We start from the raw sequence: 20,330 nt of genomic DNA, 5'->3' as shown, positions 1-20,330 counted from the left end.
CGGGATGCCGCTGTGTTCGGCATCGTGGGCCGGTGCCTGTTGCCGATGGACAGAAGCCGGGCGGCCGCGTCCTGCTCGTACTCGCGTCACCTGGGGATTTCGGCCCAGACCACCTTGCCGGTGTTGGTCCATCGCACTCCCCATCTGCTGGTGAGTTTGTGCACGACGTGCAGGCCGCGGCCGCCGGCTGTGAGGAGGCCGTCGCTGTGCAGTCGCGGCCGGCCGTTGCCGGTGTCGCCGACCTCGCACAGCAGGCTGTGGCCCTTCGCGATCAGCCGCACGGTGATGGGCCCGGTGGCGAAGCGGACCGCGTTGGTCACCAGTTCGCTGATCACCAGCAGTACGTTGTCGCGGGTGTCGTCCCGGGTGCGCCAGCGCCGCAGCAGGGCCGACGCCTGTGTGCGGGCCTGAGCGGGTGCGTCGTCGCGGGCGGCCAGCCGCCAGGTGGCGGTGGCCTGCTTGCGGTAGCCGATCATGCGGGCGAGCAGCAGGGTCACGTCGTCGCGCTGGGGTACGGGCGCCAGCGCGGAGACGACGCGCCGCGCCGTCTGCTGCAGGGGGTCCCAGGGGTGCACCGTGGACACCGCGTCCGTGAGTCTGCCGATGCCTTCGTCGATCGGGGCGGCCGGATCTTCCACCAGGCCGTCGGTGTAGAGGGCGAGCAGGGAGCCGGGGGGAGCGTCGAAGGTGTGTACGTGGAAGGGCTCACGCAGGGCGAATTCGGTTCCCAGCCCGGGATGGGGGCGGACCGGGAGCGGGCCCGCTCGCCCGTCCGAGGAGACCAGGACCGGGGGCAGGTGGCCGGCGCTGGACAGTGCCACCTGGTGGCTGACCGGGTTGTAGAGCGCGATGCAGCAGGTCGAGCCCAGGGCGCTGTAGCCGGCCGCGAGTCCGGTGTCGGGTTCGTCCAGCAGGGACACGGTCTCGTCCAGGTGCTGCAGTACCTCGTCGGGGGCCAGTCCGGCGGAGAGGAGCGCGCGGGCTTCTATGCTGAGCTGGCCCATCGTCGCCGCGGCTCCCAGGCCGTGCCCGACGACGTCACCGACCACGAGTGCGGTACGGCCGTCCGGCAGGGGGAAGCTGTTGACCCAGTCGCCGCCGACGCCTGCGCTGTCCGGGGTGGCGGGCTGGTAGACGCTGGCGATGTCGATGGTGTCGTCGCCGGTCCGGGGCAGCAGTCGGCGCTGCAGTGCCAGTACCTGTGTGTGTTCGCGCTGGTGCTGGCGGGCGAGGTCGACGTGATGGGCGGTTCTGGCCACCAGTTCTTGCAGGTCGAGGAGTTCATTGTCGTGGAAGGGGTGGTCCGCCCGCCGCCAGACCTCCGCCACGCCCAGGACGACGGGTGGTGTGTCGTCCAGGACCAGCGGTATGCAGGCCACGCCGGCGGACCGGTCCACGGGTACCAGGGCGCGTATGGCTTGGGGGCTGCCGAGGACCCGTTCGATCGTCTCGCGGTCGGGTAGGACGATGGCCTGCGGGGCGTCGTCCCGCAGGACCGCCTGTGCGAGCAGGCGACTGGCGTCGCCGGGAAGATCGTCGCCCGGGGTCGCGTAGCCCTCGGGCCACGCCCGGTCCGGCACGAGGGCCGCCCGCCGCAGCCGGATGCGCTCCTGCCTGTGCCCGGTGGCTTTCTCGCCCGTCCACACCGCGTAGTCGAGGTCGACGGCGGCCACGTCTCCCCAGGCCAGCAGGGATTCTGCCAGCGACTGCGCGGTCTGGCCGATGTCGAGGGAGGTGCCGATCGCGGTCTCGGCGGCGTACAGGTGAAGTCTCGTCGCCATGGCGATCACGGAGACCGTCAGGCCCTCGTGGGGTTCCGCGGCGGGCAGGATGCTCAGCGACACCACCAGTTCCGAACCGTCCTCGCGTCGCAGGCGCTGGATCCGGGCGACGTGTGCCTCACCGGTTTCCAGGACCTGTCGCAGCCGCCGGGTGACTGTCGGTACGTCCCCGGGCGGCAGGAGGCCGACGAAGTAGCTCCCCGCCGTGGCGTTCAGGCCCGTGAAGACGGGGGCCTGGAGATTGCAGCGGGTGATCCTCAGCTCCCGGTCGAGGTTGACGGCGCCGAGGATCTGGTCCTGACGGCCGGCTGCCGCGTCGCCGGGCCGGCGCTGGCTGGTGATGTGGTTGTCCTGCGCGTCGTCGGGCGCGCCGGCGGCTGCCGCTCCACCACCCGGGATGTGGCGTCCCAGGGCGCCGCTGACCATCTCGAACGGCGACGGCGACGAAGGGGAGGGTGTGGAGTCCATGCGGCTCTCTCAGCGATTCCCGACGCCGGGCCGGGAGGGTACTCGGACCCGTGCGACCGGGGCCGGCGGGATCCCTGACCGCACACCTCATTGAATAACACCGGGGGTCGCTTCGCCCACATCGGTGAATCACGCGAAGAGCGCGGACAGGATCCGCGGGCGCCGCATCACGAGGGCGGCCGCACCCGCGGTGTCGCTCCCCGGTCTCCACGCCGCACCGGCCACGAGCCGGCGCCCGTCCGTGCGCGGCCGTCGACCACCTGGTCCACCAGCACCGTGTGGCGGGGCGTTCCGGTCGTCCGCGGACCGGTGGGACGGCGTCGAACGGCGGCAGCAGTCGTGCGGAGCCCCCTCTTGGCGCCCTGACGTACGAGGAGTCGACCACACAGCGAGCGGTCCAGCTCGGCCGCCGCCGTCGGGCTGTTCGTTCAGCGGGCGTCGGACCGGTGCTCGTTGATCCAGCGGGCGGCGAGGAGACCGGAAGCGGCGGTCAGGACCGCGGCGGCGATGACGGTGGCGTTCAGGCCCAGGGTGTCGGCGAGGACGCCCGCGACCAAGGCGCCGGCGGCGTAGCCGATGTCTCGCCAGAACCGGTACGTTCCGAGGGCGTTGGCCCGCCAGGCGGGGTGGGCGTGGTCGGAGATGGATGCGATGAGGGCCGGATAGACCATGGCGGTGCCCAGGCCGAGGAGGACCGCGGACACGATGCCCGCGAGCAGGGGCCGCTCCAGGAGGACGAGGGCGAGGACGAAGCCGCCTGCCTGGACGAGCATCCCGTAGACGATGAGCGGTTTGCGTCCGACGCGGTCGGAGAGGTGGCCGGTGGCGACCTGACCGAGGCCCCACAGGACGGGGTAGAGGCCCTTGATGAGGCCGACGGCGGCGAGGCCGAGGCCGTGGTCGGTGAAGAGCAGGGGGAAGACGCCCCAGGAGAGGCCGTCGTTGAGGTTGTTGACCAGGCCGGCCTGGCTGGCGCCGCGCAGGGAGCGGTTGAGCCAGGAGGTGCGGGCGAAGGTGGACCTCAGACCGGTGTTCTCGTCGCTGGGCAGCGGCTCGGAGTGCTGGGCGAGCTCGAGGGCGACGTGGGCGGCGGTGTCGCGCACGGCCAAGGCGAGAGCGAGCCCAGCGCCGACGAAGACGACACCGATGAGCTCGGGGAGGGGACGCAGGCCGTAGCCGGCCGGCCGAAGCCCACCAATCCGCCGTGGCCGCCGCGCGCGACGCCTACCTCCGCGAGAACGGCGCAGCCGAGCTCGGCCGTGAGGAGCTGCGGGTCCGCATCGCGGCCGGGGACGTCGTCGTACTCGACGTGCGCCCGGTGTCGGAGTTCCGGGCCGGGCACATCCCCGGCGCGATCTCCATCCCGGTCGAGGAGCTTGCCACCCGGATCAACGAGCTGCCCGAGGACCTGGAGATCGTCGTCTACTGCCGCAGCGAGTACTGCGTCCTGGCCTACGACGCGGTGCGACTGCTGATCGACCGCGGCCGGCGCGCGATCCGTCTCGACGACGGCATGCTGGAGTGGCGCCTGTCGGAGCTGCCCGTCGACGCCTCGGACCTGACGTGATGGACCCGGCGGCGACTTTCCGCCGCATCCGGGGCCGGCGGGCCGTTCTGAGGTGGCGAGTCGGGCGCCGCGGGTGCCGGTGAACGACGCCCTGAGCCGGGTGGGCCGCTCGCCGGCGTGAAAGTCCGGCTCTCACCGGTGAGGCCGGATCCCGCTCTGCGGGGGCGGGCAAAGGGCGGTACACAAGAGACAGGGCCAAGAGACAGGGCTACGGGTGGGGGCGTCCGCCACCGGTCCACGGAGGTTTCGAGCGTGTCCACGCCGATCGAGGAACCGAATCACCGCGCACGGGACGCCGCCGTGGAGGAAGCGTTCACACAGTGCCACATGCCGGTCGCGATATGCGACACCGAGCTTCGGGTCCTGCGGGCGAGCAGGGGGATGGCCCAGGAGGCCGGCCTGAGCGAAAGCCAGATGCACGGTCGGCGGTTCACGCAGTTCATGCCCGACTCCGCTTACGCGGAAGTGGAAGGCGGGATGCGCCGGGTGTTCAAGACCGGCACGGTCGAGCACCTGGTGGTGTTCGCCGACTCCCGGGCGGAGCCCGGTGAGCGAGTGTGGTCGGTGACGCTGTCCCCGCTGCGGAACGCTGTCGGCACGGTCCATCATGTGCAGTTCACCGCGGTGGACACCACCGCGGAGTACGGAGCCCGGGAGCGCCTTGCCCTGCTGAACGAGGTCAGCGCCCGGGTGGGGACCACCCTGGACGTGACGCAGACCGCTCAGGAGATGGCCGATGTGGTGGCGGGCCGGCTGGCCGACTTCGTCACCGTCGACCTGCTGGACTCGCTCTTCCGTGGTGTGGAGCCCAGGCCCGGTGCCGAGGGTGTGGCCCTTCTCCGTGCCGCGCACCAGTCGGTTCTGCCGGGCGTCCCCGAGTCGGTGATCAGGGTCGGCGAGGTGGACCACTATCCCCGGTCGTCGCCGCCCGCCCGCGTCCTGGCCACCGGCCGGTCCACTCTTCACCGCTTTCTGGACAAGGACATCGCGCGGTGGGCGGAGGGCGACCCGCAGCGGTCACGGACGGTTCACGCCCATGGGGTCCACTCCGTCATGGTGGTGCCGTTGAGTGCCCGCGGGATCACCCTGGGTGTGGCGGTGCTCGTACGCCATCGGCGCCGGGCGGCCTTCACCGAGGACGATCTGTTCCTCGCCGAGGAGATCGCGGCACGTGCCGCCGTCGCCGTCGACAACGCCCGCCGCTACACCCGTGAGCGCACCACGGCAGTAGCCCTGCAACAGAGCCTGCTTCCGCAGCAGTTGCCCGGGCAGGAGGCGGTGCGGGTGGCCACCCGCTACCTCCCCGCCCGTTCCCGTGCCGGAGTGGGCGGTGACTGGTTCGACGTGATTCCGCTGTCCGGGGCCCGCGTGGCGTTGGTCGTCGGTGACGTGGTGGGCCACGGACTGCGTGCGTCCGCCACGATGGGGCGGCTGCGGACCGCGGTACGCACGCTGGCCGATGTCGACCTGCCGCCCGACGAACTCCTCGTCCATCTGGACGATCTGGTCCCCCATCTCGCGGCCGAGGAGGAAACGGCAGTCGATCACGAGCTGGAGATCGTCACCGATCTCATCGCCACGTGTGTGTACGTGGTCTACGACCCGATCTCGCGGCGCTGCACCGTCGCCAGCGCCGGTCACCCCCCGCCCGCGGTGGTCACCCCGGACGGCACGGTGGACTTCATCGACGTACCGCCCGGTCCCCCGCTGGGCGTTGGAGGGCTGCCCTTCGAGGGCGTGGAGCGGGAGCTGCCCGAAGGAAGTCTGCTCGCCCTGTACACCGATGGTCTGGCCGAAGCCTGCGGCCGCGACATCGAGGCGGGCCTCCAGCGACTGCGAGGGGCCCTGGCCAGACCGGCGGACCAGCTCGAGGAGGTGTGCGCAACCGTCCTGGACAGCCTGCTCCCCGGCCCGCCCGCGGATGACGTCGCCCTGCTCATCGCGCGCACCCGCGCGCTGGACTCCCGTCAGGTCGCCACCTGGGACATGGCCAATGACCCCGCGGCGGTGGCAGGCGCGCGTGCTGAGGTCACCCGACAGCTCGCGGCCTGGGGGCTCGACGAGATCGCCTGCACCGTCGAGCTTCTCGTCAGCGAGCTGGTCACCAACGCCATTCGCTACGGCGGCCCGCCCGTCCAACTGCGTTTGATCCGGGACGCGGCGGTCATCTGCGAGGTGTCCGACAACAGCAGCGCCGCACCCCACCTGCGGCGAGCACGTACCCTCGACGAAGGCGGGCGCGGCCTGTTGCTCGTCGCCCAGCTCGCCCGGCGGTGGGGGACCCGCCACAGAGCCGCCGGCAAGACCATCTGGGCGGAGGTCGCCGTTCCCTGAGGTCCTGCCGTGACTCCCTCAGGCCAGTGACAGAAAGAGCCGCTCCAGGCGCGCGCGCATGGCTTCCGAGCTCTCGCCGTCCTTGCGGCCCGACTCGATGTCGATCACACACTGCTGCAATCCGGTGGCGATGATCGCGAAACCGGCGCGGTCGAGCGCCCGCGAGGCGGCGGCCAGCTGGGTGACGACGTCCTCGCAGTCCCGGCCCTCCTCGATCATCCGGATCACGCCGGAGATCTGGCCCTGTGCGCGACGCAGCCGGTTCAGCACGGACTTCAGGGACGCGCCCTCGAGCTCCAGTTCCACGATCACTCCTCAGAATACCCCCAGGGGTACTCTACCACTCCGATCCGGCATGGCGCTGTGGGTTCCCGGCAGGGGACATACCGCGCGTTCAGCGGCGGCCGAAGGGCCACCAGGAGCGCCTGGGCTCCGGAGGGCAGTCGCACCGCCGCGACCTCGGTACGCCCGCGAGGACTTGGTCCACGTGGTTTCCGCAGCCTGCGTACGTGGCCTTGCCGCACTTGGAGCAGGTGACGCGTCGGCACATGGCGGACTTCCTTTCCCGGGGTGGAGACCCGTGGCCCCGCTCGCCACGGAGAGGTGTGCGGGTTCGATCGCCGCGAGTTCGGGGGCCGCCCCCTCGCCCGAACCCGCGGTCGTCCAGGGTGGCTCAGGCAGCGGTTTCCCAGGCGCCGTAGCCGCCGAGCAGGTCGTAGACGTCGGTGCGGCCGCTGTGCCGGATCAGGCTGGCGGCGATGGACGAGCGGTGACCGCCGGCGCAGTGCACCACCAAACGGCCCTCGGCCGGGACCTCGTCGAGACGCTTGGCCAGTTCGGCCAGGGGGATGTGCAGAGCGCCTTCGATGGAGCGGCCGTCCTCGCGCTCGCCGCAGCTGCGCACGTCCAGGACCAGCGGGGGCCGGTCGGAGGCGAGCTCCTCGCGCAGGGCCTCGGCGGTCAGCCGCTCCGCCTGCCGTGTCTGGTCGGAGAGGGCGAGGAAGAGCTGCTCGGGCTCGGCCGCGTAACCGTGGACCCGGTCGAAGCCGATGCGCGCGAGGCGGGTGACGGTCTCCTCGGCGCGGCCCTCGGGGGCGACGATGAGGATCTCGTCCTCAGGGGTGAGAACGCTGCCGGCCTGCTCGGCGAAGCGGCCGTCGAGCGGGACGTTGACCGAGCCGGCCAGATGCCCGGCGGCGAAGTCGAACTGGTCGCGTGCGTCGAGGACCACGGCCCCGGCGGCGCGCAGGCGGGTGAACTCCGTCGCGTCCAGCGCGGGAGCGCCCTGCTGGGCCCGGAACAGGTCGCGGTTGCGGCGGTTGAGGTCGGCGTCGTACGAGAAGTAGCCGGGGGCGGTGGACTGGCCGGCGGTGACGAGGCGGACGAAGGTGTCGTGGTCCATGGGCCGGCAGGCGTAGTTGGTCAGGCGCTGCATGCCGATCGTCGACTGCAGTTCGGTGGAGAGGTTCTTGCCGCAGGCGGAGCCGGCGCCGTGGGCGGGGAAGACGCGGACCTCGTCGGGCAGGGTCATCAGCTTGCGATGCACGCTGTCGTAGAGCATCGCGCCCAGCTCCTCCGCCGTGACCCCCGCCGAGGCAAGCAGGTCGGGGCGTCCGACGTCGCCGATGAACAGGGCGTCGCCGGTGAGCACCCCGTAGGGGACGGTGTCCCCGGGCTTCTCGAAGACCAGAATGCTGATCGACTCGGGCGTGTGGCCGGGGGTCTCCAGGATCTGGAGCGTGACCTCGCCCAGGGAGATCCGCTCGCCGTCGGCGAGCTTGCGGATGGGGTACTCCGTGACGGCACGCTGTCCGTAGCCGATCCAGGCGCCGGTGCGCTGGGCCAGCTCGAGGTGGCCGGCGAGGAAGTCGGCGTGGAAGTGGGTGTTGATCACCGCTTCGACGGTGAAGCCATGCGCCTCGGCGTCCGCGACGTACTCGTCCACGTCCCGGCGGGGATCGACGACGACCGCCTTGCCGCTGGTCGGGTCACCGATGACGTAAGCCGCCTGGGACAGGCAGTCGAGGTAGTGCTGCGCGAAGTACATGAGGTGCCTCCTGGCGCCTGTAGTGCGGGGAACGGCAGTCCGTGGTCCCCGGCGGGGTGTGCAGGCGGATACCCACGGGGGTATCGACGAGGCTCACTGTATACCCAGGGGGGTATGTGGAGGCAAGCCGCCCTGAAGGTCCCGGCGGCCTCCCGGGTGGCCGGCCCGTAGCCGCGGAACCGAAGGTGAACGGCCGGGCGTGTGCCGCCGCCGCCCCGGTTGACCTGCGCTGTCCTGGCGGCGGCCTTGTGTCTGCGGTCTCCCGGGGCTGGGGGTCGTTCAGGGCCGGGAAGTCGAGGGCGGAGGGGTCGGACCGCCAGGTGGCGGTGCCGGTGAAAATACCCCTAGGGGTACCTGTGCTATCGTCGGACACATACCCCCGGGGGTAACCCGGCGGGGTGTCTCCCCGGTCTTCGCCGGCGGCGGTGTACGGACCGCCGCCAAGGCCCGGCTGCTGCACGCCGGCGGACCGGACGGGATGACCGCGGACGACGGCCTGGCTGCTGTCTCCGCTGCGGGCGCTGACCGCGCCCCCACCGGCCGAACACCCCTCCCGCTTCGCCCCTCCCCAATTTCGAGAGGTTGTGTGATGTCCCTCTTCCCCACCGGCGAGGACCGTGTCACCGTCGACGAGGCCGTCCGGCGCACCCGGGACGGCGACGCTCCGGCCGTTCTCCTGGATGTGCGTGAGCAGTGCGAGTGGGACGCCGGCCACGCGCCCGGCGCCGTGTACGCGCCGCTGTCCGCACTGGTGGCGGGGGCGGAGCTGCCGGAAGCGGCTAGGACCCGGCCGCTGGTCGTGATCTGCCGCAGCGGGCAGCGCTCCCGGCAGGCCGCCGAACTGCTGGCCGCGCGGGGTGCGCAGGTGGTGGACGTCAAGGGCGGTATGAGGGCGTGGGCCGCCGCCGGGTATCCGGTCGTGGACGACTCCGGGGACAGCGGCTCGATAGCATGACTGCTCTGATTCTCGCGCTCGTCGCCGGTGCCCTCGTCGGCCTGGCCCTGGGCGGCCTCGGCGGGGGCGGCAGCGTCCTCGCCGTGCCGGCTCTCATTTACCTTCTGGGCTTCTCCCCGGCGGAGGCGACGACAGCCAGCCTGGTCATCGTGACCATCACTTCGGTCACCGCGCTCACCGGGCACGCCCGGGATGGCAACGTGGCCTGGCGCACGGGACTGCTGTTCGCCGCGGCGGGTATCGTGCCCGCGATGGTCGCCGGGGCCGCCGCCGGCCACCTGCCACAGGCGCTGCTGACCGTCGCCTTCTCGGTCGTCGCGGCACTCGCCGCGGTGCGGATGCTGCGGCCCGACCGCGCGGTCGCCTCGTCCGGCGCCCAGGTGAACGCTGGTAAGGCCGGCGCCGCAGGGGCCGGCCTCGGCGCGGTGACCGGCTTCCTGGGCGTGGGCGGCGGCTTCCTCGCAGTACCGGCGCTGGTGAGTGTCCTCCGGCTGCCGATGCGCCGGGCGGTCGGCACCAGCCTGCTGGTCATCACGATCAACTCGCTGGCCGCGCTCGGCGCCCGTGCCGGCAGCGGGACGCAGCTGGACTGGGCCGTCGTCGCGCCGTTCACCGCGGCGGCCGTTCTGGGCGCCTGGGACGGCAAACGCCTGTCCAAGAAGCTCAACGGCGGCACGCTGCAGCGTGTCTTCGCGTACGTCCTGCTCGCGGTCGCCGCCTTCATGCTCCTCGACGCCATTTTCTGACCGACCCGACCGACCCGACCGACCCGACCGACTCGCCGCGGCCCGGGAGTCGTCTCACCGTCCCTCACGGGACGCGGACACGTCTGCTCCGGAGCTGCATCACCACATAAGGAAGTCATCTGCCATGACCATCGCTGCCATCGATCCTCGCCAGGCCAAGACCCGTCTGCACGAACTCGTCGTCATCGATGTCCGCACCCCGGGCGAGTATGCGGGCGGTCACGTCCCCGGCGCCCTGAACATCCCGCTGGACCAGATCGACACCGCGCTGTCCGACATCCGCGACGCCGCCGAGCGCGGTGAGGTGCTCGTGGTCTGTGCCTCCGGTGCCCGTTCCGAGAAGGCGTGCGTGCGGCTCGCCGCGGAGGGCATCCGCACGGTGACGCTCTCGGGCGGCACCGGGGCCTGGGCCGCCCAGGGCCACGAACTGGACCGCGCGCAGGCCTGCGACGTCAAGTCGGCCTGGAGCATGGACCGCCAGGTCCGTCTCACCGCCGGATCCCTCGTCCTGCTCGGCCTGGCCCTCGGTGAGTTCGTGCACCCGGCTTTCCGGCTGCTGTCCGCCGGCATCGCCGGCGGCCTGGTGTTCTCCGCCGTGACCAACACCTGTGGCATGGCGGCCATGCTCGGCAAGCTTCCCCACAACCGGCCCCGCAAGGCCGACCTGGATGCCACGCTCGCCCGTCTGCGCAGCTCCTGACCCCTACTTCAGCGCCGCCATCATGAAACGCCGGCAGAATATTTCGGTCACCGATGTAATCTGGGTGCATGGACACGCGCACGAGTCCCCGCCTGCCCAAGAGCCGCTGGCCCGCGATGCTCGTCGCGGAACGGCCCCGGCCCGAACGGATACGTTCGCGCCCGAACGCGTGGTGGCTCGCCGTGGGAACGGTCTGTTTCGGCGCGTTCATGGGACAGCTGGACGCCAGCATCGTGACGCTGACCTACGGCGGCCTGCGCAGCGAGTTCCACACGTCGCTGGCCGCGGTGGAGTGGGTGTCACTGGCCTATCTGCTGACCTTGGTGGCGCTGCTCGTGCCCGTCGGCCGGCTGTCGGACGCGCACGGCCGCAAGTTGCTGTACCTGTACGGCTTCGCGGTCTTCACCCTGGCCTCCGCGGCCTGCGGCCTTGCTCCCTCCCTCCTCGCGCTGGTGGCCTTCCGCGTGGTCCAGGCGGCGGGAGCAGCGATGATGCAGGCCAACAGCGTGGCGCTGGTGACCACCAGCGCTCCGCGCCGGCGGATGCGCAGCGCCCTCGGTGTCCAGGCCGCCGCCCAGGCGCTCGGACTCGCGCTGGGGCCCACGGTGGGCGGGACGCTGGTGTCGACGCTCGGTTGGCGCTGGGTCTTCGGCGTGAATGTGCCCATCGGGGTGATCGCGCTGGCCGGCGGGCACTATCTGCTGCCGCGGACCCGGGCCCGCACACGCGTCGCCCGTTTCGACTGGGCGGGGCTCGTCCTGCTGGCGGGTGCCACCACCAGCGCGCTGATGGCCGTTTCCGCGGCATCAGGACTGGGGGTGCCCGGCTGGGGAGTGGGCGTGCTGCTCTTCATGGCGGCCGTAGGGGGGTGGGGGTTCGTCCACCGGCAGCAGCGGACGAAGACGCCGCTGCTCGATCTGGACCTGCTGAAGGTACGTGCGGTGAGGCTCGGGCTCGTCGGCGCGCTGAACGGCTATCTCGTGCTGTTCGGACCACTCGTGCTCGTGCCCGTCGTGCTCACTGCCCGGGGTACGCCCGAGCTCACCGCCGGGCTCGTTCTGACGGCGCTGCCGACTGGTTTCGCGCTCTCCGCGACCGGCGGTGACCGGCTCTTGCCGCGGCGCCTCGCGGACCGCGGGCGGTGCATGGCCGGCTCCGTCGTCCTGATGTTCGCGCTGGCCGCCCTGCTGGTCGTGCCGCTGACCATGGTCTGGCTGCTGCCCGTGCTGGCTCTGACGGGGCTGGGGCTGGGAATGTTCACCCCTGCCAACAACGCCGTGATCATGAGTGCGATACCGGCGCGTTCCTCGGGGACCGGCGGCGGTCTCGTCAACATGACACGCGGTCTGGGTACGGCGCTGGGCGTGGCCCTGGTGACACTCGCCCTGCACCTGGCGGGCAGTGCCGGGACGCAGGCCGGGGCCCGGTCGGCCGCCGCCATCTTGATTGCGGCCTCGGCGTTCGCCCTCGCATCGGCATGGCTGAGCCCCCGCACGGATCCCCGAGCGTCGCAGGCGCACGCGACAGAGGACGCGGAGGGATCCCGGAGGTGATCCGAAGAGCGGCTCCCTGCGCGCGGGATGCCTGGATGACCGGCCTCGACGTCCTGTCCACGGCGGCGACAGTGACGGGGGCGGTGGCCTTGCGGTCGCGCTGGCTGGCAGCCGTGGCCGGCATGTGGTTCGTGCTGACGCTGCGACAGGGGTGGCTGGCAGTCAGGGAGAGGCGCCGGACCCACGGGCAGGCAGGCGGGTCACCGGCCGTTGGACGAGGAAGCCGACCACGAGGGTGACTCGGGGAGCCGCGTCGGCGGCGCAGTGGTCGCGGTGGCCGGGATGCCCGTGGGAGTGCCGGCCGGCGGCAGGCGCCCAGCACGCGCGCACCGGTACACCGCGACAGGAACCTGCCCCCGCCAAGAGGCGGGCCGGGGCCGTGGCGCGGAAGACGAACCCGGCCGGCCGACGGCGTGGCCGTGCGGAGAGTGCCCGCACACCGAGCGGTGGCAGCCGGGATGACAGACGTCCGGCCGGCGCGGTACGCCGAAGGTGACGTCGGAAGTGGGGGATGGCGAAGCGGCAGCTCACGCCCACGTCCAGTCGGCCGATCCGTTCGGCAGGGTGGCCGAACTCAATTCGATGTCGGCGCCGGCTCCGCTGCCCCTTCCCGGCCCGGCGGATACGGCGCGTCGTCGTCCGGGCGCGGACGGCGGGTGGTGATCAGACAGAGCAGCGCGGCGCTGAACAGAAGCAATGAGACGTAGTCGTTCAGGCGCAGCCCCAGGAAGCGGTTGGCGTGGTCGATGCGCAGGGCCTCGATCCAGGCTCGCCCGGCGGTGTAGGCGAGCACGTAGCAGGCGAAGAGCCGGCCACGGCGGAGCCGCGGGTGGTGGCGGTGGTCCAGCCAGAGCAGCAGCGCCATGACTCCCAGGTCCCACAGTGACTCGTAAAGGAACGTCGGGTGGTACAGGCCGACCGTCGGCATGTCGGCGGGGCGGTGGGCGGGATCGATCCGCAGGGCCCAGGGCAGGTGGCTCGGGCGGCCGTACAGCTCCTGGTTGAAGTAGTTGCCCCAGCGGCCGATGGCCTGGGCCAGCACGAGTCCGGGAGCGACGGCGTCGGCGAAGTCCGCGAGCTTGATGCCGCGGCGCCGGCAGCCGAGCCAGGCGCCGACCGCGCCGAGTGCGACAGCCCCCGGGATGCCCAGACCGCCGTCCCAGATGTACAGGGCGCGGATGGGCTGCCGGCCGGCGGTGAAATACAGCTCCGGGTCCGTGATGACGTGGTACAGGCGACCGCCGGCTATGCCGAAGGGCACCGCCCAGATCGCGACGTCGGCGATGTCCTCACGGCGACCGCCCCTTGCCTCCCAGCGGCGGCCGGTGAGCCACACGGCGGTGAACACACCGGCCAGGATGCACAGCGCATAGGCGCGAACAGGCACCGGACCGATGTGCCATACCCCCTGGGACGGGCTCGGAAGGTACGCCAGGTTCATGAGCTCGACCGTTTCTTTCGCGCAGCGGGCCCCGGCGGGCCGGCCGGGAAGGGATCCCCCCGACGATACATCGGATACCGAAGTTTCTGTGGCGAGCGGCCGTGGGGCGGCTGTCACGTCCGCGATCGGCAGGGCCGCCCCTGCCTGGAGTCCGGTCTGGATACTCTTTTCCCATGTCTGCGCAGGCCAGTTCCGAAGCCGGCGCCGCCCGCATCGCCGGGGCGGAGCCGGACGCCCGTCTGCTCACCGAGGCGGTGACCCGGCTGCGGCGCGCGCTGCGCTCGTCGATCCGCACCGACTACCCGTGGGAGGCCCTGCCCATGGCACAGGTCGAATTGCTGCAGGTGCTCGGCGAGCATTCGCCGGCCCGGATCAGCGACCTCGCCGCTCGCCGGCGACTGGCTCCGAGCACCGTCAGCGGCCTCATCGGCCAGATGATCAGCTCCGGGCTGGTCACCCGCGACGTCGACTCCGCCGACCGCCGGGCCTCGGTCGTCGCTCTGACCGAAGCCGGCCGCGAAAAGCTCGCCGCCTGGACCACCGCCCACGAGCGCCGCATCGACGCGGCACTCGCCGCCCTGGACGAGGACGCCCGAGGCGCCATCGGGCAGGCGCTGCCCGCCCTTTTCCAACTCGCCGAAACGCTTGGTGAGTCAGCGGGTGACACCAGGCCGGAGTGACCCCGTGACGACTCGGCCGGCCGGTCCGCCGAGCCGTGTGACGGCCTGTGACCGGCGGCGGCTCGATCCCCCGCCCAGCAGCAAGTCGTCCGGGCAGAGTGACGGAGTTCTGAGCGGGAATCGCCGTCCTTCAGGGCGGCGAGGATGTCAACGCTGCACCGGATACCGGGCCCTTGGCGCGTCGGAGTGTCCGGGAGGCACCTCGGCCCCTGACGCGCCGGCATCACGGCGGACCGTGTCAGTGACACGCTGAACGAGTCCGGTGAGGGCAAGGCCGATTCCCATGACCAGGACGCCGGCGACGGCATCCAGCAGGTAGTGGTTGGCCGTACCCAGCACCACCAGGACGGTGACCACGGGGTAGAGCGCTCCGAGGGCGCGTACCGGCCAGTGGCGTGCGAAGCGGAGGAGGACGACTCCGCACCACACCGACCAGCCCACGTGCAGGCTCGGCATGGCCGCGTACTGATTGGTGAGGTACCCGAGCCCACGTGGCGCGCTCGCATCGGCTCCCCACCAGCCGTAGGAGCTGTACTGCGCCATGGTGTCGACGAAGCCGTAATCCCCGGCCAGCAGCCGGGGCGGTGCTGTGGGCAGCACGGTGAAGCCGATCAGGCCGGTCAATGTGGAGAGCATCAGCCAGGTGCGGGCCGCCCGATAGTGCTGCGGGCGACGCCGCCACAGCCAGACCAGGACAGCAGGCGTCACGATGTAGTGCAGCGAGGCGTAGGCGAAGTCGGCGGGCACCCCCAGTACGGCGTGCGTCGCCAGGAGTTGGTTGAACCAGTGCTCCGGATCCAAGGGCACCAGCCGCTCGAGGTGCAGGATGTCGGCACCGTGCCTCATGGCGTCTCCTGCCTCCCCCCGGATGAGGAGGCGGGTCCCGGAGTAGAGGGCGTAGACGACGGCTATGAGGGGCAGTTCGGTTCGCCAGTGAAGGCGGCGGCGATGCGCCCCGATGGCAGTGATCGTCATCCTGATGTTTCTCCAGGTCACCCGACGGCAGTGAACGGACAGTCGTGAGGCGGTTGTTGTGGGAACGGGCCGAGGCGTTGCGGCTAAGGATCAGTACGTTGCGCGAACAAGCCGAAGACAAAATACATCGGTCACCGAAGTGGTTGGTGGCCGGTGTACCGGAGGTGGCGGTCCGGGGCCGGCCCGGTCCAACGCTCCGTCGAACGGCTTGGGCGGTCCGGACGGGGGCGAAGCTGTCCAGTCCGAACGCCTGAGCCGCTGGCGCCGCACTCGTCACGTTTTGCATAATGCAAGCCGTTCATCAGCCGCCCCGGCACCCACGGGGCATCGAGACCAAGGCACGCACGGGCGCTGCGGCCGTGGTGACGGAGGTGACCCATGGGTTCACGGCTCCGGCCGCCGACGGCGACGCGACCGTCCCTTCCGGATCACCTGCGCACCCGGCTGTGGGGGCCCGCGGAGTTCGTGGGAATGCCGCCGAGGCGGCGGCTCCTGCAAGGTCTCGCGGCCGGAACGACCGGCGTGACCGCCATCCTCGGCGGTGCGGTCCTGGGCGCCTGGCGAGGTCCGCCCGCCCTGGCGGACGGCGCGTTCGGCCTGGTCTGCGCCGCGGTTCTGACCGCCTATCTGCTCTCCTTGCGGGCCGGTCGGGCGCTTGTCGGCGTGGTCGCGGTGCTGGCCGTCTTCCTGGCCCTGCGGTCACCGCAGGCCGCGGCGGGCGTGGTGCTCGCGGAACGGGGGAGAGTGGAGTCGGCCGTGGTGACGTCGATCGAGGACGGCTGGCACCCGGCCGGCCGTCCCCGGCGCCTGTGCACGGTCCAGGACAGCGACGGCGCGGTTCTGCCGGTGCGCATCTGGCGCGGTTGTGAGGGTCGGACACGTCCCGGGGACGTGCTGGCCGTGCTGTACGACCCTGAAGGACGGCTGCCGCCGCGCGGAGCGGGCTCGGGGGCCTCGGTGGGCGGGTCCCTCGCCGGAGTGGCGGGCTGCGTCGCCGCGCTGGTCCTCGGCTGTCTCGTCGCGGTGGTTCGCTCGCACCGTCTGGTCCACGCCGTTCCGGCGTTCCGCGAGCCGGCCCGGTGACCAAGGGGCGGCCGCGTTCCGCGTGATGCGACGGGGCGCACCACGCGGAACCCGCCTGCCGGCGATCGGCGTGACGGCTCAGGTGCCTTCGGCGGAGGAGTGCCACGGCGTCGTGGGCTGCAGGACCGCCTCGGTCAGCGCGCGGGTACGCAGTTGTGTGACGGTCTGGTACTCGGGGTCGGCAACCATACGGCTGAACGCCTCGCGGCTGGGGTAGCGCACGAGGATCACCGCGTCCCACGCCTGACCGTCCTCGGCAACGAGCGCTGTCTCGCCGCTGCCCGCGTACAGCGCAGATTGAGCATCACGACCGGTTCACCCGCCTCCTCGGCGAGCAGGCGCTTCAGATCGGCACCCTTGGGGTCGACAGCCATGTGCGGTCCCCTTTCGTCCGTGTCGTCGCTCCCATGGGCGGAGGCGACGACACGGAGCATACTGACCGGTATGCCCGGTGCCGGTTGGGGGTCCGGCCCGTCGGCCCACTCGGCCCGGTGCCGGTCCGGGTGGGGGCGGGGGCAGGGGCAGGGGCAGGGGTGAGCAACGCTGCCGCAACCGGCCGCGTCTGTGCCCGCTGTGTCCGCTGTGCCCGGTGGTGGGCGGGGGATCCGTCGGCGGGCGGTGTGCCGCCGGCAGCCCGCGATACGGTGCCGGATCACTCCTGAGCGCCCGGCGGTCCCTGCCCGCCGACGGATCCCCTCATGCAAGCTTTGCATACTGCAAGTGTGCGGTGCCAGTGATTGCGGTGGCGTGTGACTCCTCGGCCCCGGGTCGGCCGATTCTCAGGACGAGCTGACGCGTGCCTGTACGCGCACCATCCCGGCCACACCGAACCGCAGGATCACGGGCGGGGTGTGCTCTGCGGTGGCACGGTGCACGTGATGGAGGAGGATTCGCGGTCCGCTGTCGCCGAAGGTGACGGTGCTGCCGCTCGGCACCAGGAATTCCGGCGGTGGACAGTGATCCGCTGCCCCTTGCCCGACCTCGCCACTTCCGGTCGGCAACGCGTTCCTCACGGTGGATCGGAGGGTTCGGGTCACATGAGGTCGGCTCGCGCCGTGGCGCGAGCCGACCGGTCGACTGCCGGTCTCAAGTCCGGCTTCGGGAGGCCATCGCCGTGGTCATCAGCCCGAGAATCACCGCCACGGCGCCCGTGATGGTGTTGCTGACGATCGTGCCCGTCGTGGCCGACGCGTGCTGCACGGCCCAGGGGCTGACGATCGTCCACGCGCCGATGCCGGCCGCGACCCAGCCCATGCCGAACGTCCGCTCGTAGACGGAGCCGAAGCCGAGCGCGAGGACGGCCAGGGCGATTCCGGTGACCAGGTTGCTGATGGCCAGGGGGTTGCCGTTGAATCCGACCACCCACGGGGAAATCGCCAGGTACAGGCCGGTCAGCAGGGTGAGCCCCTCGGCGGCCTGCAGCTGCGGTCGTGCGGAGACCTCCGCGTAGTGCGCCCGCATCGCCATGATATCCGGGTGTTCCTCGATGCGAGTGTGCGTGGCCACGAGGGCCACCTCCTTCCCGTCGGTTCGGGCGTTTGGTCCTCGTCTGGGTATCCGGGTGCGGGTGTCCAATTCGTTGGCATAGTGCAAATTTTTTGGTTCTCCTACGGCGGGTGGAGCGGGTGCCCGCAGGGGCGGTGGTCGGGGGCTGGTGTTCCTGCGCGGTAGAAAGGACCCATGGCGGAGATTGGAGCCCCGGTCGGGGACTTGGACGACGTAGACGCGGTCACGCGCGCTGTGCTGACTGCTTCCCGATTGCTGGTGGCTGTCTCCGCTCGTTCGCTCGCCGAGGTCGAGGAGCGGGTCACCCTGCCGCAGTTCAGGATGCTGGTCGTGCTGGCCAGCCGTGGTGCCACGAAGCTGGTCGACCTGGCCGAGCTGCTGCAGGTCGCGCCGTCGACGGCGATGCGCATGGTGGACCGTTTGATCGCGGCCGGTCTCGCCGACCGTCAGCCCAATCCCGCCAACCGCCGGGAGACCATGCTGGGGCTCACGGAGGAAGGGCGGCGCACGGTCGAGACCGCGACGGTCCGACGCCGGGCCGAGATCGCCGCGATCGTCCAACGCCTCCGTCCGACGCAGCGACTGGCGCTCATCGAGGCGCTCGACGCCTTCAACGAGGCGGGCGGGGAGCCGCCTGCCTCCGCCGGGGGCGCGGAGTCGCAGCCGCTCGGCTGGGCGCTCTGAGCGGCCGTGCCCAGGGTCCTGTGATGTGACTCATAGCATCGAAGTTATTTTGCATGATGCAAAGGTCGAGTGGGTGTAGCGCATCCCGCCGCCGTCAGGCCGTCGGCATCGGCGTGTGCACGGCGCGGAGCGCGCTTTGGTGGCTGAGCCAGCCCACCGGTTCGCCGTGCTCGGTGTCGAAGACGGGAACGCCGGTGCCGCGGGCGGAGAGCAGGACGTGCAGGGCTTGAACGAGTGGCTGCTCCGCGGTGACGGGTGCGGGCGGCTCGGCGAGCTGCTTGACGGTCGAGGGCGCGGCGTCGGCCTGTTCCGCGAGGGCTTCGGCGACGGCCTGGGCGGTGACGACACCGACGTACTTCCCGGTGTCGTCGACGGCGGGCAGCGCTCCGTGGCCGGACAGGCTCAGCAGGTCGGCGGCGTCCGTCAGGGTCGTGGAGGCGGGCATGGGACAGGGCAGCGGTTCCATGACGGCGCCGACGTGCTGCGCGCCGATCCGCGCCCCGGGCGCCGGGCCTGTGAGGTCGATGCCCCGGCGGCGGAGCTTGAAGGTGTAGATCGTGTCGCGGAAGAGCAGGCGGCTGGTTGCGGTGGCCAGTACGACGGCGAGCATCAGGGGAAGGATGATCGAGTACTCGCCGGTGAGTTCGAAGAGGATCACGACGGCGGTGATCGGTGCCCGCGCCCCGCCCGCGAAGGTGGCACCCATGCCGATCAGGGCGTAGGCGCCGACGGCTCCGGCCGTGCCGGGCAGCAGGTGATGGACGCCGATGCCGTACGCCGACCCGAGCATGGCGCCGATGAAGAGGCTCGGGGCGAAGACACCGCCCGAGCCGCCGATGCCGATGGTCAGGCTGGTGGCGAGCATCTTGCCGACCAGGAGCAGGAGCAGGAATCCGATGGCGTAGCCACCTTCGGTGGCTTTCTGCAGGACCGGGTAGCCGACACCGTACATCTCCGGCAGTGCCAGCAGGACCAGGCCGAGGGCCGCACCACCGATCGCCGGCCGGAGCCACTCCGGACCGCGCCAGAGCCAGTCGCAGGCGTCCTCGATCAGGTACAGGACGCGGGCGAAGCCGACGCCGACCACGGCCGCGACGACGCCGAGCAGGGCGAACAGCCCGTACTGGGTGAGGTGATCGACGTGGAAGTGCGGGAGGTCGAGGAAGGGGGCGTCGCCGAAGGCGGCGCGTCCGATGATGCTCGCGGTGACACTGGCCAGCACGGTCGCGCCGAACGCCTCCGCGGAGAATGTGCCGAGGATCAGTTCCATGGCGAAGAAGACGCCGGCCAGGGGAGCGTTGAAGGTGGCCGCGATGCCGCCTGCCGCCCCGCAGGCGACGAGCAGTTTCATGCGCCCCTCGGTGCCCTTGGCGACTCGGCCGAGGGTGGAGCCGAGCGCGGAGCCGATCTGCACGATGGGGCCCTCGCGTCCGACCGAGCCGCCGGATCCGATGGTCAGCGCGGAGGCGAGCGTCTTGACGACGGCGACCTTGGGGCTGATCTTCCCGCCGCGCTGGGCGACGGCCAGCATGACCTCGGGGACGCCGTGCCCGCGGGCCTCTCTGGCGAACCGGTTGACCAGCGGCCCGTACAGCAGGCCGCCGATCACCGGGGCGAGGAGTACGAAGTACGGGCCGAGCCACGGCACATGCGGATTGCCCGCGCCGGGGGAGGCCGCGTAGTCGGCGTGCCCCGAGAGCAGTCGGCTGAACGTTTTGATGCACCAGCGGAAGACCACGGACCCGGCTCCGGCGCCCGCCCCGACGACGACCGCCGGCGCCATCACGCTCCACGCGGCACTGCGCACGCC

20 protein-coding genes are annotated in these 20,330 nt (G+C 71.5%); 9 read left to right on the top strand and 11 right to left on the bottom strand.

From position 1 onward, the window contains the following. Nucleotides 1-86: 86 nt before the first annotated feature. Complete coding sequence (locus tag IE249_RS30440) at nt 87-2,249, bottom strand: ATP-binding SpoIIE family protein phosphatase (RefSeq protein WP_189709939.1); 2,163 nt, start codon at nt 2,247-2,249, stop codon at nt 87-89. 428 nt (nt 2,250-2,677) lie between these two features. Then, a complete protein-coding gene (locus IE249_RS30435) occupies nt 2,678-3,352 on the bottom strand; it encodes an MFS transporter (RefSeq protein WP_229859614.1) in 675 nt (224 codons plus the stop codon). 101 nt (nt 3,353-3,453) lie between these two features. On the opposite strand from IE249_RS30435, the gene IE249_RS30430 reads away from it, so the two are divergent. Both IE249_RS30430 and IE249_RS30425 read left to right on the top strand, forming a co-directional pair. Continuing rightward, nucleotides 3,454-3,816 (top strand): rhodanese-like domain-containing protein, encoded by a 363-nt coding sequence (locus IE249_RS30430; RefSeq protein ID WP_229859583.1) that lies wholly within the window; start codon nt 3,454-3,456, stop codon nt 3,814-3,816. A gap of 327 nt (nt 3,817-4,143) precedes the next feature. After that, nucleotides 4,144-6,150: a SpoIIE family protein phosphatase gene (locus IE249_RS30425; protein WP_189709937.1), complete on the top strand. Its 2,007-nt coding sequence runs from the start codon at nt 4,144-4,146 to the stop codon at nt 6,148-6,150. Between the two features lie 18 nt (nt 6,151-6,168). On the opposite strand, the gene IE249_RS30420 is transcribed toward IE249_RS30425, so the two are convergent. The 3 genes from IE249_RS30420 to IE249_RS30415 form a co-directional block, all read right to left on the bottom strand. After that, nucleotides 6,169-6,456 (bottom strand): metal-sensitive transcriptional regulator, encoded by a 288-nt coding sequence (locus IE249_RS30420; protein ID WP_189709935.1) that lies wholly within the window; start codon nt 6,454-6,456, stop codon nt 6,169-6,171. Nucleotides 6,457-6,544: 88 nt separating this feature from the next. Beyond that, the gene (locus IE249_RS40375) at nt 6,545-6,700 is read right to left on the bottom strand and encodes a DUF8730 family Cys-rich protein (protein ID WP_506367740.1); all 156 of its coding nucleotides are present in this window, start codon (nt 6,698-6,700) and stop codon (nt 6,545-6,547) included. A gap of 123 nt (nt 6,701-6,823) precedes the next feature. Continuing rightward, on the bottom strand, nt 6,824-8,197 hold the full coding sequence (locus IE249_RS30415; protein WP_189709933.1) for an MBL fold metallo-hydrolase: 1,374 nt from the start codon (nt 8,195-8,197) through the stop codon (nt 6,824-6,826). Nucleotides 8,198-8,786: 589 nt separating this feature from the next. Between IE249_RS30415 and IE249_RS30410 the strand changes: the two genes are divergently transcribed. From IE249_RS30410 to IE249_RS30395, 4 genes are all read left to right on the top strand, one after another. Beyond that, a complete protein-coding gene (locus IE249_RS30410) occupies nt 8,787-9,152 on the top strand; it encodes a rhodanese-like domain-containing protein (protein ID WP_189709931.1) in 366 nt (121 codons plus the stop codon). After that, complete coding sequence (locus tag IE249_RS30405) at nt 9,149-9,898, top strand: sulfite exporter TauE/SafE family protein (protein ID WP_189709929.1); 750 nt, start codon at nt 9,149-9,151, stop codon at nt 9,896-9,898. The genes IE249_RS30410 and IE249_RS30405 overlap by 4 nt, the downstream gene beginning before the upstream one ends. A gap of 124 nt (nt 9,899-10,022) precedes the next feature. Beyond that, a complete protein-coding gene (locus IE249_RS30400) occupies nt 10,023-10,598 on the top strand; it encodes a rhodanese-like domain-containing protein (protein WP_189709927.1) in 576 nt (191 codons plus the stop codon). 116 nt (nt 10,599-10,714) lie between these two features. After that, nucleotides 10,715-12,151 (top strand): MFS transporter, encoded by a 1,437-nt coding sequence (locus IE249_RS30395; RefSeq protein ID WP_189710024.1) that lies wholly within the window; start codon nt 10,715-10,717, stop codon nt 12,149-12,151. Nucleotides 12,152-12,725: 574 nt separating this feature from the next. Here the strand turns inward: IE249_RS30395 and lgt are convergent. Continuing rightward, a complete protein-coding gene (gene lgt, locus IE249_RS30390; protein ID WP_189709925.1) occupies nt 12,726-13,592 on the bottom strand; it encodes a prolipoprotein diacylglyceryl transferase in 867 nt (288 codons plus the stop codon). A gap of 173 nt (nt 13,593-13,765) precedes the next feature. Between lgt and IE249_RS30385 the strand changes: the two genes are divergently transcribed. Beyond that, nucleotides 13,766-14,272: a MarR family winged helix-turn-helix transcriptional regulator gene (locus tag IE249_RS30385; RefSeq protein ID WP_189709923.1), complete on the top strand. Its 507-nt coding sequence runs from the start codon at nt 13,766-13,768 to the stop codon at nt 14,270-14,272. Between the two features lie 147 nt (nt 14,273-14,419). On the opposite strand, the gene IE249_RS30380 is transcribed toward IE249_RS30385, so the two are convergent. Further along, nucleotides 14,420-15,118, bottom strand: coding sequence for a phosphatase PAP2 family protein (locus tag IE249_RS30380; protein ID WP_373304493.1), 699 nt, complete (start codon nt 15,116-15,118; stop codon nt 14,420-14,422). A 651-nt stretch (nt 15,119-15,769) separates the two neighbouring features. Between IE249_RS30380 and IE249_RS30375 the strand changes: the two genes are divergently transcribed. Further along, nucleotides 15,770-16,330: a hypothetical protein gene (locus tag IE249_RS30375; RefSeq protein ID WP_229859582.1), complete on the top strand. Its 561-nt coding sequence runs from the start codon at nt 15,770-15,772 to the stop codon at nt 16,328-16,330. A 78-nt stretch (nt 16,331-16,408) separates the two neighbouring features. Here the strand turns inward: IE249_RS30375 and IE249_RS38970 are convergent, their stop codons facing one another. The 3 genes from IE249_RS38970 to IE249_RS30365 all read right to left on the bottom strand — a co-directional run bounded on the left by IE249_RS38970 (nt 16,409) and on the right by IE249_RS30365 (nt 17,836). Then, nucleotides 16,409-16,552: a DUF1330 domain-containing protein gene (locus IE249_RS38970; RefSeq protein WP_229859581.1), complete on the bottom strand. Its 144-nt coding sequence runs from the start codon at nt 16,550-16,552 to the stop codon at nt 16,409-16,411. A 5-nt stretch (nt 16,553-16,557) separates the two neighbouring features. Next, a complete protein-coding gene (locus IE249_RS38965; RefSeq protein WP_229859580.1) occupies nt 16,558-16,704 on the bottom strand; it encodes a hypothetical protein in 147 nt (48 codons plus the stop codon). Between the two features lie 712 nt (nt 16,705-17,416). After that, the gene (locus IE249_RS30365) at nt 17,417-17,836 is read right to left on the bottom strand and encodes an SPW repeat protein (RefSeq protein WP_229859579.1); all 420 of its coding nucleotides are present in this window, start codon (nt 17,834-17,836) and stop codon (nt 17,417-17,419) included. 174 nt (nt 17,837-18,010) lie between these two features. Between IE249_RS30365 and IE249_RS30360 the strand changes: the two genes are divergently transcribed. Further along, on the top strand, nt 18,011-18,520 hold the full coding sequence (locus IE249_RS30360; protein WP_189709917.1) for a MarR family winged helix-turn-helix transcriptional regulator: 510 nt from the start codon (nt 18,011-18,013) through the stop codon (nt 18,518-18,520). A gap of 94 nt (nt 18,521-18,614) precedes the next feature. Here the strand turns inward: IE249_RS30360 and IE249_RS30355 are convergent, their stop codons facing one another. Next, entirely contained in the window at nt 18,615-20,303 is a 1,689-nt protein-coding gene (locus IE249_RS30355) for a chloride channel protein (protein ID WP_189710020.1), read from the bottom strand. Between the last annotated feature and the right edge of the window lie 27 nt (nt 20,304-20,330).

Source organism: Streptomyces anandii JCM 4720, from assembly GCF_014650655.1.
GTDB lineage: Bacteria > Actinomycetota > Actinomycetes > Streptomycetales > Streptomycetaceae > Streptomyces > Streptomyces anandii.
This window is presented reverse-complemented; position numbering and strand designations above follow the sequence as displayed.

Coding starts and splice junctions, on each gene's coding strand:
- IE249_RS30385 (WP_189709923.1), top strand. CDS start 13,766: ATGTCTGCGCAGGCCAGTTCCGAAGCCGGCGCCGCCCGCATCGCCGGG.
- IE249_RS30440 (WP_189709939.1), bottom strand. CDS start 2,249: ATGGACTCCACACCCTCCCCTTCGTCGCCGTCGCCGTTCGAGATGGTC.
- IE249_RS30425 (WP_189709937.1), top strand. CDS start 4,144: ATGCCGGTCGCGATATGCGACACCGAGCTTCGGGTCCTGCGGGCGAGC.
- IE249_RS30395 (WP_189710024.1), top strand. CDS start 10,715: ATGCTCGTCGCGGAACGGCCCCGGCCCGAACGGATACGTTCGCGCCCG.
- IE249_RS38965 (WP_229859580.1), bottom strand. CDS start 16,704: ATGGCTGTCGACCCCAAGGGTGCCGATCTGAAGCGCCTGCTCGCCGAG.
- IE249_RS30415 (WP_189709933.1), bottom strand. CDS start 8,197: ATGTACTTCGCGCAGCACTACCTCGACTGCCTGTCCCAGGCGGCTTAC.
- IE249_RS30380 (WP_373304493.1), bottom strand. CDS start 15,118: ATGAGGCACGGTGCCGACATCCTGCACCTCGAGCGGCTGGTGCCCTTG.
- IE249_RS30405 (WP_189709929.1), top strand. CDS start 9,149: ATGACTGCTCTGATTCTCGCGCTCGTCGCCGGTGCCCTCGTCGGCCTG.
- IE249_RS30355 (WP_189710020.1), bottom strand. CDS start 20,303: ATGGCGCCGGCGGTCGTCGTCGGGGCGGGCGCCGGAGCCGGGTCCGTG.
- lgt (WP_189709925.1), bottom strand. CDS start 13,592: ATGAACCTGGCGTACCTTCCGAGCCCGTCCCAGGGGGTATGGCACATC.
- IE249_RS40375 (WP_506367740.1), bottom strand. CDS start 6,700: ATGTGCCGACGCGTCACCTGCTCCAAGTGCGGCAAGGCCACGTACGCA.
- IE249_RS30410 (WP_189709931.1), top strand. CDS start 8,787: ATGTCCCTCTTCCCCACCGGCGAGGACCGTGTCACCGTCGACGAGGCC.
- IE249_RS30360 (WP_189709917.1), top strand. CDS start 18,011: ATGGCGGAGATTGGAGCCCCGGTCGGGGACTTGGACGACGTAGACGCG.
- IE249_RS30400 (WP_189709927.1), top strand. CDS start 10,023: ATGACCATCGCTGCCATCGATCCTCGCCAGGCCAAGACCCGTCTGCAC.